Raw genomic sequence first — 22,638 nt, 5'->3', positions numbered from 1 at the left:
ACTTATTAGAAATAGGAGTCATTATGTTAAGTACAATTATCCACTCAAGAAAATTAAAAACTCTCATAAACGTTATTGCATTTATTTTGATAGTAGTAGCTATTGGTTTCTCAATATCTTTTGGTGCGGTTGATATTGAGATTAAAACGGTTTGGCAAGCACTTTTCAATTTCGATTCAACTATAACACAACACTTAGTAATTCAAGAACATAGACTTCCAAGAGCAATTTCAGCTGCATTAGTAGGAGCTTTCCTAGCTGTATCTGGGGCATTAATGCAAGGAATGACGAGAAATCCTCTTGCTTCTCCTTCCATCATGGGGGTAACTGATGGGGCGGCATTTGCTTTAGTAATTGCTTTAGCATTTTCCCCTACAGTAACTGGGGCTGGTTCAACAATAGCTTCTTTTATAGGAGCAGGAATTGCTGTAGTTATAGTATTTGTTATTGGTACCCTTTCAACTGGTGGACTTACACCTGTAAAATTAGCACTTGCAGGGGTTGCTATTGGTACCATGCTTCGATCAATTTCATCCATGATTTCCTTACATTTCCAGCTTGAAAAAGAAATGGGATTTTGGCTTGCAGGTGGACTTTCAGGAACTGATTGGGATGCAGTATACATATTACTAATTTCAGGTTTAGTAGGTCTGATTTTAGCTTTATCAATTTCTAAGTCAATTACTACACTTAGCCTCGGTGATGATGTTGCTACAGGATTAGGGCAAAATAATTTTCTCATCAAGTTTCTCAGTATACTTGCTGTTCTTATCTTAACAGGAGCAGCTGTTTCGATAGCAGGTGCTGTAGGTTTCGTTGGGCTAATAGTTCCACATATAGCTCGGTTTGTAATGGGAACAGATTACCGTTGGATTATCCCATCATCAGCAATATTTGGTGCACTACTTCTTGTATTATCCGATGTTGCTTCTAGAATGGTAAATGCACCATTCGAAACTCCTGTTGGTGCTATAACTTCTATTATCGGTGTTCCATTCTTTCTTTACTTAGCACGTAAGAGTGGAGGTACAAAATAATGAATTATAATGAGGAGAGAAAAAGAAGAAAATTTTACAGCATTTTTATTTTATTAGTTTTATTATTGATAGGAACAATCTTTTTAAGTTTAAGTATTGGAATTATTAAGCTATCACCATTTGATGTAATAAGAACAATTTTTCAGCAAGGTACACAAATGCAAGAACTTGTCCTTTTTGATTTTCGATTACCAGGAATACTATTGGCTTTATTAATTGGTGCCGGTTTAGCAGTATCAGGAGCTATTCTTCAGGGCATTACACAAAATGAACTTGCAGACCCTGGTATTCTAGGAATTAATACCGGAGCTGGGCTTGCAGTAGTTTTATTTATATATTTCTTCCAAGATACATTCCCAGTGTCTGGGTTACTTTCTACTTTTGTCATGCCATTATTTGCACTAATTGGTGCACTTACGGCTGCAATAATCATATATGCTTTAGCATGGAAAAAAGGTGTAGACAGTATTCGACTCATATTAGTCGGGATCGGGATAAACGCCGGATTCAGTGCTTTGTTAGTTATTTTTCAATTAAAAATGGATCCACAAAATTATAGACAAGCGACAGTTTGGCTTACAGGAGACATTTGGAGTGCTAATTGGAATTTTGTACTTGCTTTACTTCCTTGGCTTGTACTATTAATCCCAATTGCGCTTCATAAAGCATCAACGCTAAACGTCCTAAGAATGGGAGATGATGTTGCTTCTGGGTTAGGATCGGCTGTGGAAAAAGAAAGAAGAAACCTATTACTTATTGCAGTTGCACTTGCAGGGGCATCCGTTGCAGCAGGAGGAGCCATAGCATTCCTAGGTTTGGTAGTACCTCATATTACTAGAAAGCTAATAGGACCACTACATCAATATATTATTCCCATTTCTGCACTAATAGGTGCTGTACTACTAATAGGTGCAGATACAATAGGTAAAAATATCTTAGCACCCACAGAAATCCCAGTAGGAATTATTGTTTCAATTATTAGTGCACCATATTTCGTTTATTTACTAATGAAGACTAAATAGATTTAGGGAGGCCTCATACATGGACAAAAATATTGAACTATATGACATAACAATTATAGGCGGTGGTCCCATCGGCCTTTTTACTGCATTCTATAGTGGTATGCGTGAGATGAAAACAAAAATCATTGAATTCCTTCCTTTTTTAGGTGGAAAGGTACCGTATTTCTACCCTGAAAAAATTATACGTGATGTTGGTGGTATTCCCCACATCACTGGGGAAAAGTTTACCGAAGATTTAATCAAGCAAGCTAAAACTTTCAATCCTACAATTGTGTTGGAGCAGAGAATTACAGGACTAGAAAAACTTCCTGATGGAACGTTTCTATTAACCAGTAGTGGTGGAGACATACACCATACCAAAACTGTTATATTGGCAACTGGATTTGGTACTCTCCAATCTGTAAAACTTAACTTAGAGAACGCGGAAGTATATGAGGGAAAAAGCCTGCATTACCATATACATAAGTTAAATAGTTATAAAGGAAAACATGTGATAATTTCAGGTGGTGGAAATTCAGCAATTGATTGGGCAAATGAACTAGAGTCCATTGCTGATAGTGTCACTTTGGTGTACAGGAAAGAAGATTTCAAAGGAATCGAAAGCAATATTACAAAAATGAAAAATTCCAATGTCCAAATTTTGAATCCGTACGAACTTGTTAAACTAAATGGAGCTAATAAGCAGTTAACAAGTGTTGTAGTACAAGAAACTAATGGAGGAAAAATTAAGGAATTACCTGCTGATAACCTTATCGTTAGCCATGGTTTTGTAATCGATTTAGGACCTATTGCTGATTGGGGAATGCAAATGCGTGACGGGGCTATTGAGGTCGACCACAACATGTCTACATCAATAGATGGAGTATTCGCTGTTGGTGATATTGCGAATTACGCTAGTAAACTACAACTTATAGCTGGAGGTTTTAATGAAGGCCCCATTGCAGTTAATAATGCGAAGTTACATATTACACCTGACCATGAACTTAAAAATATCTATTCCACTAACTACGAACCATTGATTAAAGAATGACAAAAAGCTGACTGGGACATAAGTTTCAGTCAGCTTTTATCATTTATTTAATATAGTTAATTAATTCACTTCTAACAAGCTTATTAGAAGCATTTCTAGGTAGACTCTCTACAAAATAAATTTCCTTTGGAACCTTATATCCTGCAAGTCGTTCCTTTGCATAGGCTAGGATCTCGTCTTTTGTAATAGTTGCTTTAGGAACAATAACTGCTATTGGGGTCTGTCCCCAGGTTTCATTCTCTATCCCAGTTACGCCAACCTCTTTTATTTGTTCCATGCCTGAAAGGATACTTTCTATTTCTGAAGGATATATATTTTCTCCTCCTGAGATAATAAGATCTTTTCTCCTATCAACAACATATAAAAAGCCTTCACCATCTAGGTACCCTAAGTCTCCAGTTGCTAACCATCCATCTTGAATTTTTTCCTTAGTGTCTTCAACTTTATTGAAATAAGAAGTAGTTACCATTGGTCCTTTTACATAAATTTCTCCTACTTGATCGCTATCAGGTTGATTAATTTTCAATTGTGCTGGTAATAAAGGTTTTCCTGCTGAACCTATTTTATTTAATGCATCTGTAGCACTTAATGTTGCTATTTGTGAGGTAGTTTCTGTCAAACCATAGGATTGAAAAACAGGTACATTTTTTTCTTTTGCCTTTTCCAATAAAGGCTTAGGAGCAGGTCCACCACCCAATAACATACAACGAAAATCACTAGGATAACCATCTTCATCGACTAATTCCAATAACCGCTGAACCATAACAGTTACAACAGAAGCAATCGTAATCCCTTTTTCCATTATCGCTTCGTGCACCTTTTGAGTATCAAATTGTTCCATTAAATATACACTCATGCCATAGATAACACTCTTTATATAAATTGAAAAACCACCGATATGGAATATAGGTAATGTAGCGAGCCATTTATCTTTCTTATCTAATCCAAGATTTAACACAGAACCGATTGCACTCCACCAATGATTCCCATAAGTATGAGTAACTCCTTTTGGAAAGCCTGTAGTACCTGATGTATACATGATAGTAAAAACCTCATCCAATTGCAGTTCCTCTTGGAGGGTTACGAATTGTTCTTCGTATTCAAGAACGGATAGAAATGTTTCTAGCTTTTGGAGGGTTAACTTACGTGCTTTTGGTAAAAGTCCGTCATTAGTAACTATTAAAGATATATTGGCATCATCAACTTGATATTGCAATTCATCTGGTGTTAATCGAGTATTTAATAACACACCAACAGCGCCTATATAACTTAGAGCATGGATAGCAATCACCAATTTTAATTCATTAGTAGATAATAATCCAACGTGATCTCCTTTTTTCACCCCAACATTTGTTAATTTTTTTGCAAAAGACTGACTCTTTTCTTGAAGTGAACGAAAAGTAATCACAGTACCATCTTCATGTTCTATTGCTGTGTGGTGAGGTATTAAATTTGCTTGTTTGTTAAGCCAATGTGGAATAACAGTCATAATGCATGTCCCCTTTCTTGAAAGGAAAAAACCTTTGCTAGCAAGTAGCAAAGGGATTATCCGGTTACTTTATAAATTTTATGGGAAGCGAGGGAACTGATCAAAGTCAGGTTTTCTCTTCTCTTTAAATGCATCTCTACCTTCTTTTGCTTCATCAGTAGTGTAATATAGAAGTGTTGCGTCTCCCCCCATTTGTTGAAGACCCGCAAGACCATCAGTATCAGCATTAAAGGAAGCTTTTAAGAAGCGAAGAGCTGTCGGTGATTTCTCTAAAATTTCTTCACACCACTGAACTGTTTCTTCTTCCAATTTTTCAAGAGGAACAACAGTATTAACTAGTCCCATTTCATATGCTTCATCTGCATTATATTGACGGCATAAGAACCAAATTTCACGAGCACGTTTATGTCCTACCATACGTGCAAGTAGTCCAGCACCATAACCGGCATCAAAACTTCCAACTTTTGGTCCAGTTTGGCCAAAGATAGCATTATCAGCAGCAATAGTTAAGTCACAGACAACATGTAATACATGACCGCCACCAATAGCATAACCTGAAACCATCGCAATTACTGGTTTTGGAATCGTACGGATTAAACGTTGTAAATCTAATACATTTAAGCGAGGTACTTGGTCACTACCTACGTAGCCACCATGTCCACGGACTGATTGGTCCCCACCAGAACAGAATGCTTTATCTCCTGCACCAGCAAGTACAATAACCCCAACACTAGAGTCATCACGAGCATCAGCAAAAGCATCAATCATTTCATTTACCGTTAATGGAGTAAAGGCATTTCTTTTTTCAGGACGATTAATAGTAACCTTCGCAATTCCATTATATTTTTCATAAATTATTTCTTCATATTCTCTAACTTTTTCCCATTGAACTGTCATAATTTCCTCCTTGTAGTACATTATGTATTTACGGACTCTATTTCACTACCTAAAATAAACTCCGTTACTATTTTACCAAACATTTCAGATTGTTCCACATGAATTGCATGTCCTGCCTTTTTTACAGTCCTTAATTCACTATTAGGAAGTTCTCTATTCATTCTAGTATTTATAGTAACAAACTTTGTATCCAAATCTCCAGCTAGGAGTAGAACTTTTGTTGATAAATTCGATAATTTATCCCACCAACTAGGCTGACTACCCGTTCCCATAAACCTCAAGGATGTAGCTAATCCTTTTTCCGATTGGCTTAATCGCTCATCTCTAATTTGTTGTTGGATGTGGGTAGGTAAACGCTTTTGAGTCTCAAACAAAGGAATGTTCTCCCAAAAATCAACAAAGGATTTTATTCCTTCTCGCTCTATTTTTTGAGCCAGTTTTTCATCTCTTCTAATTCTATCCTTTTGTTCTGATTCTATTTCTAAACCTGGGGAAGCACTCTCAAGGATTAGTGATTGAACCATATTTGGGTACAGCATCGTAAATGAGAGCGCTGTACGACCTCCCATAGAATACCCTACTAAATGAAATTTATCAATGCTGAGCTTTTTAAATAGAATCGATAAATCATTGCAGCACTCTTCCATTGTTTTTGGTATAGAACCACTTGTTTTACCATGGCCTGGCAAGTCTATGGCTATAATTTGAAAACAGTCACTCCACTTGGTGATAAAATCAGACCAAGTTTTAGTACTACCAGTAAATCCATGTAGCATCACAACCGGGTCTCCAGTTCCGTTCACTTCATACCAGTAGTTTGTCCCATTTATTTCACAATTCATTTCATCACCGTATTTATAATTTCTTCTTGGATTTGTGTCCATAAATCCCGATGCCAAGTAACATTTTCTGAACGATCGGTTTTCACCTCAATAACGGATAATCCTTTTTCCTGATAGCTTTCTTTTAATACATTATGCAGCTCTTCTTCCTTACTAGCCGAATGATAAGATCCTCCATACATGTTTACTGCATGCTTAAAATCGATGTCTACTGGCGTGCCGAACAAGGATTCAAAATGCTTTTCTTCCTTGGCTTGTGGAAGGAAGGAAAAAATTCCCCCACCATTATTATTAATTAGCAATATCGTTAGATCGATGTTGTAATGTTTAGCAGCCAATAAACCATTCATGTCATGATAAAATGACAAATCACCTAGCAGTAACGTAACAGGCTTTCCAGAGACCGCTGCCCCTACTCCACTTGATATCATTCCGTCAATTCCATTCGCTCCACGATTTGCTAATACGTTTATTTTTCGTTCGGTTCCCATAAAGAAGGTATCAACATCTCGCACCGCCATACTATTTCCAACGTACAAACTACTTTCATGTGGTAATACATTTAATAAAGTACGTACTGCTTCACCTTCAGTTAGTGATTGCTCTTTTTGGGTATTGGAAAGAATTTTTTTCGTTATATGATTCATATGACACCAATCTTCTAGCCAATTTGGATCGGTCTCTACTGTAACATTAGCTTCAAGTAAATCAGAGCATAATTGTATCGAATCTGCAAAAATAAACTCAGTTTGGTGATTCGTAGGTTCACGATATCCACTATTTTCTTCCACCACAAAATGAAGGGCTTGTTGATTTTCCTGAACGTAAAAAAGATACGCCTTAGAAACTGGCATTGCCCCAAATCGAATCAGATAATCATATTGAAGATAATGCCGTATATCTTCGTGTCGTAGAAAGGCATCATATCCTTCAATAATATTGTCCTTATTATGTTCACCAGAGCGCACCTGTGACAATGGATCAGATAAAACAGGAATTCCCCATTGCTTGGCAAGTAACGTAACAGCCTCTCCTAAATCAGGATCTATTTGTGGCCCACAAACGATTAACCCTTTTTGTTTAGACTGTAGAAGCTGAACTAATTGCTTCACATTACTATCAGGTATTTTTTTGTATCCATCAATTTGAAAATAATTCGTACTTGTTTGATTCCCCCATAGATTTTCCAACGAAAAATCAGGAACGAGTGGTTCTCTGAATGGAAAGTTTAAATGAACAGGACCTGAATTTCCTTCCATTGCAACATTGATAGCTCTGGCTGCTTTACTCCGTACATAATTCAGCATGGTTTCCGTACTTTCAGGTAGAGCCATCTCATGGAACCATTTCACGTAGTCTCCATATAATTTAATTTGATCAATCGCTTGAGGAGCTCCAACATCCCTTAGTTCATGAGGTCGATCAGCTGTTAAAACGATGAGAGGCACTCGACTATGAAATGCTTCTACTATAGCAGGAAAGTAATTAGCTGCAGCTGTTCCTGAAGAACAAAGTATTGCCACAGGACGATTTGTTTGTTTTGCTAACCCCAACCCGAAAAATGCTGCAGATCGCTCATCTAATATAACCCATTCTTTTATTTTTTCATGTTCGCTAAAAGTCATTGCTAGTGGAGTTGACCTTGATCCGGGTGAAATAACAACATCGGTTAGTCCACTCACAGCAAGCTCGTCCACAAAATTCGAAACATACCGAGTTAAATCTTCTCTATAATTCATCCTTATCCTCCTAGTACGGACAACATTGGTGTAAACTTAATATTCGTTTCTTCGTACTCTGCCTCAGGATTAGAATCTGCCACAACTCCACAGCCAGCAAATAATGAAGCCTCATCCTTTTGGATTAAACCAGAACGAATTGCTACAGCAAATTCTCCATTTTCATTACTGTCCAACCAACCAATAGGCGCTCCGTACCATCCCCTGTCAAGCAGTTCATGTTCCCTTATAAATGACAGTGCTTCTTCCTTTGGAGTCCCTCCTAAAGCAGGAGTAGGATGCAGTTTTTCTACGATATCAAAAAGGCTACTATTTTCTTTTATAATCCCAGTAACAGGTGTATATAAATGATGCATGTTTTTTAATTGTAAAACTACAGGCGCATCCGGAATCGCTATATCACGAGCAAAAGGAGTAATCGCTTTTCTTATCATTTGAACGACAAAATCATGCTCCTCACGATTCTTTTTATCATTTAATAAACCTTTTCTTATTTTTTCATCTTCAACAACATCTTTACCTCTCGGCGCCGTACCAGCTAAACATGTTGATAGTAGTTGACTTTTTTCTTTTTTAACTAACCTCTCTGGTGTTGCTCCTATAAAACAATCTTCTCCATATTCAAAAGCAAATACATAACTATTTGGTTGTTGATTGACTAGATCTTGAATAATTGATTCTATATGAGCCTCTTTTGATAATTTAACTCTTAATTCACGCGCTAGAACAATCTTTGCAACATCTGACTTCTTCATTTCCTCCGTTGCAAGCTGAACTGTTTTCTTCCATTGTTGTGGCTCTACCTCTGTTTTACTAACAATGGCATTAGTTTTAAAAGCAGTGACAGTCTCAGTTAATAATTGATCTTCTTGTAGTTGTATTTCTCTCGATAAATTAGTGACATCCTCGGTTCCATTAACACGCACATTAATTGTTAAATATGCCTCTACATTATTCTGTACATAAACAAATTCAGGGATGACAAATTGACTATCGTCGAAATTATTCCATAGTGCTGTTTTCTCTTTTTTAGAATCAAAGGACATTCCACCAATTGCAACCAAACCAGTTCCTTCATTTTTAAAAGGATTATGAATAATTGCATCTCTTAAAATTGAATTCCATTGTTTATCTGTTTCCTGATAAGTATTTTTGTTTGTTTTTATTTCAAAGGCTGAACCGACTCCAACCACAGTAAAGTTATCTTCAGCACTCCTCCAATAGGAGCGTTGTTTTTTCATTATCTTAGCAGCATTGAATATGGATACCGGATCATTGGTTGGTATTTTCTTAGTTACACTAACTAATTGTATATTCTTTGCTTGCTTAATACCTTTTTCTAAGATTGATTCTAACTGCTCCTCTTTTAATTCAAGCATTTTATTTCCTCCAACATCTTGCCCTATAATTTCTATGTTTATATGGTTTGATATAATTTTGCAAATATATTTCTATTTTAGTCTGTTTTCCATTGTTTCTCAAGGAAAGGCCACTTGATAACTTTTTGTTAAGATGAAAAGAGAATTGACACGTCTTGTCTATTTGCCTAAACTTAATATGATATACACCGACTAAAGGGGAAAAGAAAAATGGATACTACAGATCAGTCAAAAGTTAGACAAGCATTAAATGAAAAAGATGGTTTTCAAGTTTGGTGGCGCTTATTACGTCCCCATACACTAACAGCCTCGTTTGTACCTGTATTCGTTGGTACAATGGTTGCATTAAATGAGGATTCAATCAGTATGCCATTATTTTTAGCGATGCTTATTGCCTCCATCCTAATTCAATCTGCAACGAATATGTTTAACGAATACTATGACTACGTTAGAGGGCTAGATTCAGAGGAATCCGTCGGTATTGGCGGCACAATTGTTAGAGATGGAATTAAGCCCAAAACGGTCTTAAATCTTGCTTTAGTATTTTATGCAATCTCATTAATTTTAGGTATTTATATCTGTATTGAATCAAGTTGGTGGATTGCAGTAGTTGGCTTGGTATGTATGCTATTTGGTTATTTATATACTGGAGGACCACTCCCAATTTCAACAACACCATTTGGAGAACTCATGTCAGGATTCTTCATGGGAACAGTCATAATCGGGATAAGTTATTTTATCCAAACGGGAACCGTTACAAATAATGTGATACTTATTTCTATCCCTATCGCTATTCTTATTGGTAGCATCATGCTCTCTAATAATATCCGAGATTTAGATGGCGACAAAAAAGGTGGTAGAAAAACACTAGCAATTTTAGTAGGAAGAAAGAATGCAGTTGGAGTCTTAGCACTATTTTTCATAGTTACCTTCCTATTAACATTGATTTATATCTTATTAGATATTCTTCCAGCATGGTCAGCCATTACATTTATTGCTATCCCATTGGCTTTAAAAGTTGTTAAAAATTTTGTTGGAAAAACTGAGCCACTTGAAATGATGCCAGCAATGAAGGCAACAGGAAAAACAAATACCATCTATGGACTATTGCTTGGATTGTCATTATTAATTAATAGTCTTTTATAGGAGGTAATTGGTATGAATTTTGATAACACCCTAATGGAAGCATTAGGAATAGAAGTAGTTTCTCTAGATAAAAACTTAGTAGTTATGTCAATGCCTGTAGACAACAGAACACATCAACCATTTGGTTTTTTACATGGTGGTGCGAATGTAGCATTAGCTGAATCAGCTGCTAGTATTGGAGCAAGTTTACAGGTCGATTTAGAACATTATAATGTATTTGGCATCGAAATTAACGCTAACCACATTAAGAGCAAACGTGAAGGAACAGTTACAGCAAAAGCGACTCCGTTTCATATTGGAAAAACAACCATGGTCTGGGATATTAAAATTACAGATGAAAACGCGCAATTATTATGTATTTCAAGATGTACAATCGGTGTTGTACCTAAGAAGAAATAGCTTTATATCATGAAAAAATCCAAACTACATTTAATTCTTTTTCTGAATTAGTTAGTTTGGTTTTTTTGTGTAGATAAGTGTACCTCTCTCGATTACCTTAGCCTCGGCTTTTTTCTTCCTTCGGGCACCGAGAGCCTCTCTCGATTACCATAGCTCCTACTTTTCTCTTCCTTCGGGCATCGAGAACCTTTAGTAAAGTTCTGTTAATGAAAAAAGTAGCAGGCTAATTCCTTAGAATCAACCTGCTACTTTTTTAATCAATTTTTTATATAAACTTTGCTTGTTGTAATTCGATCCAACGACGCATTTTTATAAACAGCGGGACGAACAGTATTCCTATGATAATTCCCTTAATAACATTAAATGGAAGTATCGCACCTAAAACAGTCCACCACTTAACGCTAGGAATAGCCATTTCCTCCATCCCCATCACTAAAGAATATGCTGGTAAAAGAACGAAGTAATTAAACACACCCATTCCAAGAGCCATGATTATTGTTCCAGTTATTAATCCCGATACAATACTTTTCACACTTTTAAACTTATGGTAGATGATTCCAATTGGTACAGCGAATAATACCCCTGCTAGGAAGTTTGCTGTAACACCGACAGGTTCTCCACCACCAATTGCCAAGTACAGTACATTTTTAATTGCTACAACGACTACACCTGCAAGTGGTGAAAAGATTAGGGATGCCATAATAGCAGGGACATCACTAAAATCAACCTTTAAATAATCAGGTAGTAATGGGAGTGGGAAATTCAAAAAGAATAACAGAAGTGAAATAGTCCCTAATAAAGATAAAATAATAAGTTTTAATAATTTTGATGATTGCATGCTTCTTTGCATCATCGATCTCCTCCTTCACATTTTATCGATTCACATCTCGTCGTGAAGGATGAGCCTATTCCTGCTTTTAAACATAAATACCCTAAAGCGCCTAATCGGGGCTTTAGGGTATAGTAATCCACAGGAAATAAAGGTGTAAATACACCAATTTTCAGCTCGACATCTTCTCCCATCCAGACTGTAACTGTCGGTTCTGGACTTTCACCAGATCAGCCGCTTAGTCGAAAACAAAGCGGGTCACGGACTTAGAACGCTAGTTCCTTACCGTCGGTCGGGAATTGCACCCTGCCCCGAAGATGGAATCGATATTCTCTTGTCAATTATTATTATACATACCTTAGAAACTATTGAAAAGGGTTTTGCTCAAAAAAATAATTACTTTATAAAAATATACAAAATATTCTGCTCCAATTAAGTTATGTAAGGTGTAACTATAGTGTTCATCGACAAATTGATGTTATTTAAAAAGGAGCCTGGATTAAAATCCAAGCTCCTTACAGTCACTTCACTATCACAGGTAAAGTGTCAGTCTTACCATTTCCATGGAACATTTCCATTCCCTGGTCCCTTACCATTCCAAGGGCCTTTACCATTTCCAGGTCCCTTACCATTTCCAGGGCCTTTGCCATTTCCAGGCCCCTTTCCTTTGCCAGGTCCTTTCCCTTTTCCAGGGTGACCATCATCTTCTTCCTCTTCTTCCTCTTCTACATTTACAAATAGAAGAGCATCAGCTAGTTGACGAGTCTCATTTCCAAAGTCATCAACAACTTTCACTTCAATTCTAGCACCATCAGCAATTACATTGCTTGGAGCTGTCCAGTATCCAACATAGTGTCCATCTGTCATTTCCATCATTGGAAGTTCTGTTGCATTATTTAATGGTAAGGCAACAGGATCGTTAGCAACAAGATTAGTTAGCGGCATGTGAATTGTAAATGTAGCATTTAAGTCTGCTTCACTATCAAATTCAATTAATACCGTTTCACCCGCATTGATTGTTTTATCCTCTGTAGGATTTAAGTTTTCAATTACAGGTGCTGTGAAATCTACCTCAATTACAACTTGCTCACTAGACGTATTACCTGCACCATCCCCTGCTACAACTTCAATTACATTTTCACCTTCGTCAAGTAGAATACGCTTCGAATAAGTACCATCCTCTGCTACGTCTGCTTCTTGACCATTCACTAATACATTATTAAGGTGTTCATCAAAAACAGTTCCTTCAACAGTTACTGTCTCACGATTTGTTAAATCACCATCAACTGGAGCATCAATAGTTAATTCTGGCGCTTCAGTATCTAGAGTTACTTTTACAGTTTCAGAACTAGTTGCCTCTTCACCATTAACAAATGAAGTTGCAGTGAATTCATTTTCACCTTCTGAAAGCTCAACATCAATAGCAAATTCTCCACTTTCGTCAATTTCTACTGACTCAACTTCCTCCCCATTATTAGCAAGGCTTAAAGTTGTCGTTGGAGAAGCATTACCTTCGATTGTTACATTTGACTCATTAGTAATTAATCCATCTTCAGGTGAAGTAATTTCTGGGTTATCCACACCATATGCAACACGTGCACGGATCATGTAGTTCCCTTCAGCTGTTGGTGTAGCAGACCATTCTCCACCTACAGATTGATAACTACGTTCAGCATTAGTACCATCTTCATCAGTTGCTAGACCAGGTACATTTGGATTTGCACCAGTTTGAACATAAACCATGAAGAAGTCGCCCTCTACCTGGATGCTATGTTCACGTAAATCAACTACTGTCCATTCGTTTAAATCACGAATCGCATCTGCCTCAACAGGTCCAGCTAGTAGTTCGCCTGGTAACCCATCTTCACCTGCAGACCAAACTTCGACTGCAAATGGAGTATCACCTGGAGATGGCCAATCTGTACCATGGAACTGGAATACACCATCAGTTACGACTGCTGATTCGTTGCCTTCTGGTAAGGACATTTTCACAGCCCATTTGTTTCCAGCATCATAGTAAGCACGAGCGTTTTCTGCCGTACCATCATCATATCCAATTTCTCCACCAGGTACCGTAAAGAATGGTTCTAACTCAATATCTAGTGTTTGGTTAGAGTCTAGTGTTACTTCTATTTCTTCTGAATGGAAATCTCTTGCAATTACTTTTAACGTATATGTTCCTTCATATCCAGTTAAAGAATAGTTTCCATTTTCATCAGTTTCAACAGGAGCAATATTTGCATCTTCTACTAATAGAAGTGTTGCACCTTCAACCGGATTTCCAGAATTAGCACTTGTTACTGTACCACTAACCGTAGCTTGTGGTAATTCTTCTAAATTGAAATTAGCTTGTGCAGTTCCATCTGCTTCAAGGTTTACAGTTTGTTCTGCAGAATAGAATCCGTATGCTTCAGCTACAACTGTAAATGTACCTGCAGAATGTAATAATGAATAAGATCCATCCTGTGGATTCGTATTTGCTGTGCGTCCAGATTCAAGAACTGTAATTTGAGCATCTAAAGGAAGTGCATTAGGGTTATAAGATGCTTCTACTTGTTCTGGTAATTCCTTAGATGGTAAAGCTCGATTAGCTGGTTCAACTTTTTCTTGTTTAGATTTATCTACTGTTGGATCATTATTAACGATTCCTAAGTTTCCTTTAATAGAAGGTTCTTCTAAGTTTAAAGATGTATCAGCTAAGGAAACATCATCAATATACCAACCGTCACGTTGAACACTACCATCACTATCAAAATTAAACCCGATGTATACACGCTCACCACTATATTCAGAAAGGTCTAATTCAGTTTGTTCCCAACCATCGGATACATTTGTATACGTTTCTAATTCCACCCAATCTTCTTGATCAGTTGAAATCATTACATAGCCATAATCCCAGTTGTTTTCAATGTTATACCAGTTATTAAACTGTAAATAACTTTCCCCTTCTGGCAAATCAATAGGAGGCATAACTAACATTGAATTTTCGTTATTGTTGTATTGACCGTCAACACTAGTTGCATATACTTTGTCACCTGAAGCTGCTTCACCAGGACCAGTTGTAGGTTCGCCCCACTCCCAGCTACTACTATCTCCATATGTGTACCATCCTATTGGGTTTGATTCAAAATCTTCTTCATACCCGACTGTGATACCAGGGTTAACAGTTACTTCATATTGGTCACTTGTAACTTCATTATTACCAAAGTCATTAATAACCCACTGATACGTAAATGAGTCACCAGTGATGTATTCACCAGGTACAGTTGCTACATATTCTCCAGATAAGTAATCTCCAGATACTTGATCTGCTTCAATTACTTGATCACCATAATGTAGCTCAACTGACGTTACACTAATATCGTCACTTACTTCAACGGATAAATCTAAATTCATCCCTTCATAAGTTTCAGCTGGTGCTGTATGTTCATAAACAGGTGCTTCACTATCTTCCCCTTCCATTGTTACGTGACCTTCAATAGTTCCAAGACCAGAAACTACAGAAGATACTGCAGCAAATGCATCAACGATACCATAACCATACCCATGGTTTGGTGATTCAGGGAATGATGCATCCGTACCTGCTTCTGAATCTGCTGTATTCATTAGCAGATCTTCAATTTCATCTATATCTAGATTTGAATTAGCTGATTCAATTAACGCTACTACCCCTGCGACAGCTGGAGCCGCCATTGATGTACCACTATTAGATGCATATCCGTTTCCAGGAACGGAAGAGCGTACTGCAACACCTGGAGCAGAAACATCAGGCTTTATTTCATCATAAGGGGATGGACCCTCTAGTGAGAAACTAGCTTTATTGTCACTACTATCTGTTGCACCAACAGCAAATGATTCAGGATAGTTAGATGGTGCTGCTACAGAACCCGGTCCACCAGGGTTAAATAATGTTGTATTACCTGCAGCAAATGCTGGGAAAATACCTGCAGCACGCCATGCGATAACAGCATCACGATACCACTCATCAAGTCCTGCTCCTCCACCCCAAGAGTTATTAACAACGTCTGGAGCTTTAGTTACATCGCCACCTGGAGCTAGTAACCATTCAGCAGCAGCTAATAAATCAGCATCATATGCGCCATCAGCTGTAAATGCTTGAACAGCAATCCATTTTGCACCAGGAGCTACACCAACTTGGTTAGACCCATCTTCTTCACTACCTACCATCGTACCCATAGTATGTGTACCATGACCATCGATATCATATGGTTCAGTCTCTCCATTAACTGGATCAAAGAAGCTATACGTGTGGTCAACTTCCCCTGTTGCTGCATCATAGCCAGCATATTTTTCCATTAATGCTGGGTGATCCCATTGAACACCTGTATCAATGTTAGCCACTACAACACCTTGACCATCAATACCCATATCCCAAACGGCTGGAGCACCAACACGCTCAACGTTCCATTCGATATTTTGAGTATCATTTTTTGGAGCTTCTACAGCTGTATCAACTTCAGAGATTAATTGACGCTTTTCGTTCGGAAGAATTTTTTCTACTTCTGCAAAACTAGCAATCTTTTCTGCAACCTCTTTAGTTGCTGTTACAGCCATTCCATTTACGATATGGAAAGAACGAATATTTTCAGCTTTACCTTCCATTTCTTGTTTCTCTAAAAAGTCTTTAACTCTCTGTTGAGATTGAACTGCTGTTGCTTTTAATTCAGATATAACCGCAGAACGCTGTACAAATTCAGTATTTACTCCAGATAAACTAGATTTTTGAGCTGTACTTTTAGCATTCTGAGCCACTTTAAATACATCTGTCTTTTCATTGAATTTGATTAGGAATGTGACTTTGTCATTTTTATCAAATTGACTTTGCAGATTATTGCTAACCTTTGATTCTGCTAGTTTCTTAGAATCATGAAGTGATGTACTAATTTTCCCTATTGATTCTGCACCAACAAATCCTGGTGTAATCAATGAAAAAATCATTAAAAGGCTAGCAAATAGACTAAAGATCTTTACTTGTCTTTTTCTCCTCACAATAGTTCCTCCCCATAGTTTTATTACAACAACAGTGGCTCATGCTAATGAACCCAACAATAATAACCTTTACACCTCCTCGTTAATAGTTGATCTTGTTGTTACTTTAACTATAGTAGACAAAAGTCAAAGATATTGTCGGAATAAGTCGAATTAAATTTGAATATTCTAAATTAATTAAAAAGTACCGTCAATATAAAATCTAATAAGGGTAATTAGTCTGTAATCTGCCGATGTTGGTTTATCCTTTAGATAGTTGAACATGCACTGTGTTAGGATTTTAAATCTTTAGGACGATTTGCTTAGTTCAAACTTTCCTAAAACATGAAAAAAAATTGCTTCTCTATGTGGAAAAGAAGCAATTTTTTCATTGATAAATTCATATTTTTAATATTGATTGTGAGTTTCGTATGAGAGTAATTCTTGAAATTTACAAATTTAAAGGACTATCATCTTAATTCTTATTGGTATTACTAACGACTATCGTCCTGTACTAGTCTTCTAATGGATTTAATGATTCTTCACCTGTTAGATTACTTATCATCGTTACTAACAATTCAATTTCTTCATCAATATCTGTTAAGCTTGCTGTTTCAACTGGCGAATGCATATATCGAAGTGGTAAAGAAACTAATGATACAGGTACACCTTTCCCTGTTAATCTCATTTTGTCGGCATCTGTTCCAGTCATCCTTGGCGTTAGTTCATATTGAACATCCATCTTTAAACTACGAGCTGTTTTCTCTAATAGCTTGTTTATCTTTATATTAATTGGAGCACCCTTTGCTAACACTGGTCCATTTTCTAACCGTATATCTCCATGTTTATTCTTATTAACCCCTGGATAGTCCGTTGAAAAAGTCACATCACATGCAATTGCCATCGTCGGTTCGATACCAGCAGCAGCAAAATACGCCCCGCCCATATTGGTTTCTTCATTAACTGTACTTGCAGCATAGACCCCAACTGTACAGCCTCTATCTTTTAATCGTCTGAGGACTTCTGCAACAATAAAAGCACCAGTCCGATTGTCTAAGCCTCGTCCAGAAATGTAACGATCCATTAATATCTCTGGTTCTGTTTTATAAACAACTAAATCACCGATTTGAACAAATTCCTCTGCTTCTTCTTTTGATTTAAATCCACAATCAATAAATAGGTCCTCTAAATCAAACTTATCCTTTAAACCTCCATGATGTTGTGCGTTTACACCTATAACACCTGTGATTTCTTTTTTATAACCTAAAACAGTTGTTTTCATACCTACAGCTGCTTTAGGATTAATCCCACCCATTTTATCAAAATGCAAGAAGCCATTTTCATCAATACGATTAATAACTAATGCAATCTCATCACAGTGACCTGCTAATAATACTTTAAATGGTGATTCAGGATTTAAAACCCCAATTACATTCCCTGCATTATCTGTTTTTATTTCATCAGCAAACTCTTTTACATAGTTCATCCATTTCTTTTGGATGGTCATTTCCATGCTGGAAGGAGATGGTGTTTGTAGTAGCTCTAATAAAAAATCCCTATTAGCTTGTTCCATGTAGACACTCCTCAATATGTATATTATTTTTACGATAGTTTTATCATAGCAAAAATCTCTTATAAGAGCACTTTTATTTACTGAAAAGTAACTAATGGATACAATACAAGTAATGAAACAATAAAAGGAGCGTATAAATATGGACTTGAACAATTGGTATAATAAAGCAATGTCAACCGATACGTATATTGAATCAATGGAGAAAAACAAGGATAATTTACTACATATTTATGATCATTTTACTGCACCAGAAGATGATGAGTTCTACACAAAAGTAAAGGAACAAAACCTACGCGTAATCGTTTTAACAGAGGACTGGTGTGGCGATGCTATGTTGAATATTCCAATCTTACTTCGTTTGGCTGAAAAAACCGATATGAAAGTTCGTATGCTATTGCGTGATCAAAACTTAGAGTTAATGGATCAATACTTAACCAATGGAAAATCACGATCAATCCCTATTTTTATTTTTATCGATGAACAAGGAAATGAAGTTGCGAAATGGGGGCCACGTGCTGAAAAAATCCAACAATTCTTTGATGATGCAAAAGCAAAACTCCCATCAGAAGACACAGAGGACTACAAAGAAAAATTCCGTGAGATGATTACATTTATTACAAAATCCTTCCGTGAAAATGAAGATTTTTGGAATACTGTTTATGAAAGTTTGAAACAGCGATTATCATAAATTTGAGTGTTAGGGCTTTAGTGGTCATGTTTCCACTATTGCCCTTTCTTCATATGATTTTCATCGCAAAACAGCTCAATAGAGGAAATAAAACTTCATTAACATACGAAAACTTCTCGCCCTCTTCACACGAATTATGGAATAGGAATCATCCCCTGAAACACCTAGATTTCCCATCTTACGTTCCTTGTAGTAAAGAAGGTTCTACTTGCACATACTAATTAAATAGCATCTATCCTGATTAAGGTGAGACGATGAATATCGAATTATTTAAACATATTTACTTTCGTATGCCTGTATTAGCTCGCTTAATTTTAACGATTCTCCTCGTTATGAGTTTATTTGGCTTAATCATCCACTTTGTTGAACCAAATGAATTCCCAACAATCTTTGATGGGATTTGGTGGGCTTTTGTTACAGGTTCAACAGTTGGCTATGGGGATTATGTTCCATTAAGTACAACAGGTAGAATGATAGCTATTCTCCTTATTTTAACAGGTGGCGGGCTGATTACGTTTTATATTTCCATTTTTGCTGCAGCCACAGTAAAACACGAACGAGATTTATCGGAGGGAAAAGTGACATATAATGGAAAGAAACACATTATTTTTATTGGTTGGAATGAAAAAACTCGTCTACTTATTGAATTATTAACGAAAAGTCATCCTGAAATTGATATTATATTGATCGACCAAACATTGTCTCGGATGTCTTATCAACATTATCCTATCCATTTTGTTCAAGGGGATGCGACAGATGATGCCACTTTAATAAAAGCAAATATAAAGATGGCACAAAAAGTAATAATTACTGCTGATTCTTCACAAAATGAGAAACAAGCAGACCATTTTACCATCCTATCCACGGTCGCAATTCGTGGAAATAATAAAGACATACCAATCATTGCAGAGATCCTTACAACGAAACAAATCGACAACGCATTACGAGCTGGAGCAACAACGATTTTACGTCCGAATGATTTCATGAGTCACTTGCTTTACCATGAAGTTTTTAAAACACATTCCATGCCTTTTGAAACCGTCATCCATCAGTTAGCCAACCAACAATTTCAGCAAATAACCATTTCCAGCGAATTAGAGAACAAATCATTTATATCAGCGTTATGTCAATTAAAAGAAGAGGAAAAACTCCTGATTGGTATTATTCGAGATAAAGAATGGAAAATGAATCCACCTGCAGATTTTCAGTTAAAGAAAAATGATATACTCATCACAATAACCGAATGGTAGGAGAAGTTTTTGCCGAATATACAATTGTATGGTATAATAGTTTATTGTGTGAAAAGAATCGAAAAGGTATAGGAGTTGTTCAGCATGGCAGATAAGATTGAAGTTGGTCAAATTATTCAAGGAAAAGTAACTGGAATTCAACCATACGGTGCATTTGTTGCACTTAATGATGATGTTCAAGGTTTAGTTCATATATCTGAAGTTACTCACGGATATGTAAAAGATATTAATGAGCATTTAACAGTTGGCGATGAAGTAAATGTAAAAGTTTTAAGTGTTGATGAAGAAAACAATAAAGTTTCACTTTCAATTCGTGCAACAGAAGAGCCACCAAAAAAACGTCCTAAGGCTCAACCAAAAAAACAAGTTCAACAACCACAGAATGATAGTGGAGCTGGATTTAACACGTTAAAAGAAAAATTAGAAGAATGGATTGAACAATCCGAGAGTCGTGAAGGAACGTTTAAAAATTAATCAACTGCATTCCATTCAATACTTAAAAAGTATAAAAGAATGGAATGCTTTTTCATTTCTGTCACAAAATACATACAGAACTATCTTGATTTAAAGCTAAGTTCATGTCAGTTACGCTGTTCAAATAGGAGGAATAAAAATGACGCATATTCAATTTACATATGACAATGCATTATCCTTTTTTAAACAAGAAGAATTAGATAATATGCAAGGGTTTGTACAAATTGCACATGAAGCACTACATAATAAAACCGGAGCAGGGAATGATTTTCTAGGATGGATGGACTTACCAAAAAACTATGACAAAGAAGAATACAGTCGTATTAAAAAGTCAGCAGAAAAGATCCAAAATGACTCTGATATTTTATTAGTAATTGGTATAGGCGGGTCTTATTTAGGTGCTAAAGCTGCCTTAGAAATGCTAAACCATTCTTTCCAAAACATTTTATCTAAAGAACAACGAAAAGTTCCACAAATCATTTTTGTTGGACATCATATGAGTTCTACTTATATGAATGAGTTGTTCGATGTATTAGAAGGTAAGGATGTTTCCATTAATATTATTTCAAAAAGTGGAACAACAACAGAACCTGCAATTGCATTTCGTATTTTCAAAAAGTACTTGGAAGACAAATATGGAAAAGAAGAAGCAAGAAAGCGTATTTACGCAACAACAGATAAAGCAAGAGGTGCATTAAAGTCAGTTGCTGATGAAGAAGGTTACGAATCATTTGTAATCCCTGATGATGTTGGTGGTCGTTTCTCTGTCTTGACTGCTGTTGGATTACTACCGATTGCTGTTAGTGGCGTTTCAATTGATGACATGATGCAAGGAGCAGCACAAGCTGTCGACGATTTAGATGATCCATCACTTACTTCCAACCCTGCTTATCAATACGCGGCTATTCGAAATGTTCTTTACAATAAAGGGAAAACAATTGAAATGCTTGTTAACTATGAACCACACCTTCAATATTTCTCTGAATGGTGGAAACAACTTTATGGAGAAAGTGAAGGAAAAGATCAAAAGGGAATTTTCCCAGCTTCGGCTAATTTTACGACGGACCTTCATTCATTAGGGCAATATGTCCAAGATGGTCGACGTGACCTATTTGAAACGGTTCTACATGTGAATACTCCAAAATCAGAGATGACATTAGAGGCTGATGAAGGCAATTCTGATGGTTTAAATTACTTAGCTGGTAAGAAGATTCACGAAATAAATGATAAGGCATATCAAGGGACTTTATTAGCACATACTGATGGAAATGTGCCAAACTTAATTATTGAACTTCCTAAGCTGGATGCTTATACATTTGGTTATATGGTTTATTTCTTTGAAAAAGCATGTGCATTAAGCGGGTATATCCTTGGAGTGAATCCATTTGACCAACCAGGTGTGGAAGCTTACAAGAAAAATATGTTTGCACTACTTGGAAAACCAGGCTTTGAAAAAGAAAAAGAAGAATTGGAAAAACGCTTAAAATAATGGGAAAGTGGCTGGGACAAAAGTATTCTAATAAAGCACAAACCCGAACAATGTTATGTTTGGTAAAAATCATCGCTACGGAAATATACTTCGCTTTCCGTGGGCGGCTGGTGAGCCTCCTCGTGCTATCGTGAGGACACTGAAAAACAAAGTGATAATAAAAAAATGAGTCCGACAATTCTATATGCAGTGTAGTATGCAGGGGTTCGGATTCTGAGACAAAAGTGTTTTAGTTAAAGTAAAATCCGAACTATATTCAAGATTTAGATTTTTTATGAAATGTAAATGTAGTGTAATCTCTGCCGCTTCAGAAATACACTTCGCTTTCCGCGGGCGGCTGGTGAGCCTCCTCGAGCTTAGCTCTCC

Annotated in this window: 17 protein-coding genes and 1 riboswitch; of the genes, 9 read left to right on the top strand and 8 right to left on the bottom strand. The window is 36.6% G+C overall.

From position 1 onward, the window contains the following. Positions 1 to 23 precede the first annotated feature (23 nt). From BUB12_RS12870 to BUB12_RS12860, 3 genes are read left to right on the top strand one after another with little or no spacing between them, the layout of a single operon-like run. Positions 24 to 1,037, top strand: a complete 1,014-nt coding sequence (locus tag BUB12_RS12870) for a FecCD family ABC transporter permease (protein WP_072891330.1) — start codon at positions 24 to 26, stop codon at positions 1,035 to 1,037. Then, positions 1,037 to 2,059 carry a FecCD family ABC transporter permease gene (locus BUB12_RS12865; RefSeq protein ID WP_072891329.1) on the top strand — a complete coding sequence of 341 codons (1,023 nt, stop codon included), beginning with the start codon at positions 1,037 to 1,039 and terminating at the stop codon, positions 2,057 to 2,059. Before BUB12_RS12870 ends, BUB12_RS12865 begins: the two co-directional genes overlap by 1 nt. A gap of 19 nt (positions 2,060 to 2,078) precedes the next feature. Then, positions 2,079 to 3,089, top strand: a complete 1,011-nt coding sequence (locus BUB12_RS12860) for an NAD(P)/FAD-dependent oxidoreductase (protein ID WP_072891328.1) — start codon at positions 2,079 to 2,081, stop codon at positions 3,087 to 3,089. Between the two features lie 43 nt (positions 3,090 to 3,132). On the opposite strand, the gene BUB12_RS12855 is transcribed toward BUB12_RS12860, so the two are convergent. The 5 genes from BUB12_RS12855 to BUB12_RS12835 all read right to left on the bottom strand — a co-directional run bounded on the left by BUB12_RS12855 (position 3,133) and on the right by BUB12_RS12835 (position 9,435). Next, on the bottom strand, positions 3,133 to 4,578 hold the full coding sequence (locus BUB12_RS12855; protein ID WP_072891327.1) for an o-succinylbenzoate--CoA ligase: 1,446 nt from the start codon (positions 4,576 to 4,578) through the stop codon (positions 3,133 to 3,135). Positions 4,579 to 4,656: 78 nt separating this feature from the next. After that, complete coding sequence (gene menB / locus BUB12_RS12850; protein WP_072891326.1) at positions 4,657 to 5,475, bottom strand: 1,4-dihydroxy-2-naphthoyl-CoA synthase; 819 nt, start codon at positions 5,473 to 5,475, stop codon at positions 4,657 to 4,659. 20 nt (positions 5,476 to 5,495) lie between these two features. Next, positions 5,496 to 6,359 (bottom strand): 2-succinyl-6-hydroxy-2,4-cyclohexadiene-1-carboxylate synthase, encoded by an 864-nt coding sequence (gene menH / locus BUB12_RS12845; protein ID WP_234982707.1) that lies wholly within the window; start codon positions 6,357 to 6,359, stop codon positions 5,496 to 5,498. Then, the gene (menD, locus tag BUB12_RS12840; RefSeq protein WP_072891325.1) at positions 6,314 to 8,056 is read right to left on the bottom strand and encodes a 2-succinyl-5-enolpyruvyl-6-hydroxy-3-cyclohexene-1-carboxylic-acid synthase; all 1,743 of its coding nucleotides are present in this window, start codon (positions 8,054 to 8,056) and stop codon (positions 6,314 to 6,316) included. The genes menH and menD overlap by 46 nt, the downstream gene beginning before the upstream one ends. 2 nt (positions 8,057 to 8,058) lie before the next feature. After that, positions 8,059 to 9,435 carry an isochorismate synthase gene (locus BUB12_RS12835; protein ID WP_072891324.1) on the bottom strand — a complete coding sequence of 459 codons (1,377 nt, stop codon included), beginning with the start codon at positions 9,433 to 9,435 and terminating at the stop codon, positions 8,059 to 8,061. A 210-nt stretch (positions 9,436 to 9,645) separates the two neighbouring features. Here BUB12_RS12835 and BUB12_RS12830 point away from each other — a divergent pair, with 210 nt between their 5' ends. Both BUB12_RS12830 and BUB12_RS12825 read left to right on the top strand, forming a co-directional pair. After that, positions 9,646 to 10,581 (top strand): 1,4-dihydroxy-2-naphthoate polyprenyltransferase, encoded by a 936-nt coding sequence (locus tag BUB12_RS12830; protein WP_072891323.1) that lies wholly within the window; start codon positions 9,646 to 9,648, stop codon positions 10,579 to 10,581. 12 nt (positions 10,582 to 10,593) lie between these two features. Further along, positions 10,594 to 10,980 carry a PaaI family thioesterase gene (locus BUB12_RS12825; protein WP_072891322.1) on the top strand — a complete coding sequence of 129 codons (387 nt, stop codon included), beginning with the start codon at positions 10,594 to 10,596 and terminating at the stop codon, positions 10,978 to 10,980. A gap of 265 nt (positions 10,981 to 11,245) precedes the next feature. Here BUB12_RS12825 and BUB12_RS12820 read toward each other — a convergent pair whose 3' ends face one another. The 3 genes from BUB12_RS12820 to BUB12_RS12810 all read right to left on the bottom strand — a co-directional run bounded on the left by BUB12_RS12820 (position 11,246) and on the right by BUB12_RS12810 (position 18,371). Continuing rightward, positions 11,246 to 11,833, bottom strand: coding sequence for an ECF transporter S component (locus BUB12_RS12820; protein ID WP_407668450.1), 588 nt, complete (start codon positions 11,831 to 11,833; stop codon positions 11,246 to 11,248). A 154-nt stretch (positions 11,834 to 11,987) separates the two neighbouring features. Then, positions 11,988 to 12,132: riboswitch (FMN riboswitch) on the bottom strand. Between the two features lie 229 nt (positions 12,133 to 12,361). Further along, positions 12,362 to 16,768 (bottom strand): S8 family serine peptidase, encoded by a 4,407-nt coding sequence (locus BUB12_RS12815; RefSeq protein ID WP_072891341.1) that lies wholly within the window; start codon positions 16,766 to 16,768, stop codon positions 12,362 to 12,364. Between the two features lie 544 nt (positions 16,769 to 17,312). Further along, positions 17,313 to 18,371 (bottom strand): M20/M25/M40 family metallo-hydrolase, encoded by a 1,059-nt coding sequence (locus BUB12_RS12810; RefSeq protein WP_072891321.1) that lies wholly within the window; start codon positions 18,369 to 18,371, stop codon positions 17,313 to 17,315. Positions 18,372 to 18,510: 139 nt separating this feature from the next. Between BUB12_RS12810 and BUB12_RS12805 the strand changes: the two genes are divergently transcribed. The 4 genes from BUB12_RS12805 (at position 18,511) to BUB12_RS12790 (ending at position 22,272) form a co-directional block, all read left to right on the top strand. Continuing rightward, on the top strand, positions 18,511 to 19,059 hold the full coding sequence (locus BUB12_RS12805) for a thioredoxin family protein (RefSeq protein ID WP_072891320.1): 549 nt from the start codon (positions 18,511 to 18,513) through the stop codon (positions 19,057 to 19,059). 254 nt (positions 19,060 to 19,313) lie between these two features. Then, positions 19,314 to 20,309: a potassium channel family protein gene (locus tag BUB12_RS12800; RefSeq protein ID WP_072891319.1), complete on the top strand. Its 996-nt coding sequence runs from the start codon at positions 19,314 to 19,316 to the stop codon at positions 20,307 to 20,309. Positions 20,310 to 20,393: 84 nt separating this feature from the next. After that, positions 20,394 to 20,783 carry a S1 domain-containing post-transcriptional regulator GSP13 gene (gene yugI / locus BUB12_RS12795; RefSeq protein WP_072891318.1) on the top strand — a complete coding sequence of 130 codons (390 nt, stop codon included), beginning with the start codon at positions 20,394 to 20,396 and terminating at the stop codon, positions 20,781 to 20,783. 139 nt (positions 20,784 to 20,922) lie between these two features. Then, on the top strand, positions 20,923 to 22,272 hold the full coding sequence (locus tag BUB12_RS12790) for a glucose-6-phosphate isomerase (RefSeq protein ID WP_072891317.1): 1,350 nt from the start codon (positions 20,923 to 20,925) through the stop codon (positions 22,270 to 22,272). Positions 22,273 to 22,638: the final 366 nt, after the last annotated feature.

Origin of the sequence: Ornithinibacillus halophilus (assembly GCF_900129485.1) — a bacterium.
Taxonomy (GTDB): Bacteria; Bacillota; Bacilli; order Bacillales; family Amphibacillaceae; genus Ornithinibacillus; species Ornithinibacillus halophilus.
Note: the sequence above shows the minus strand (reverse complement) of the source record. Positions and strands in the feature narration are given on the sequence as shown.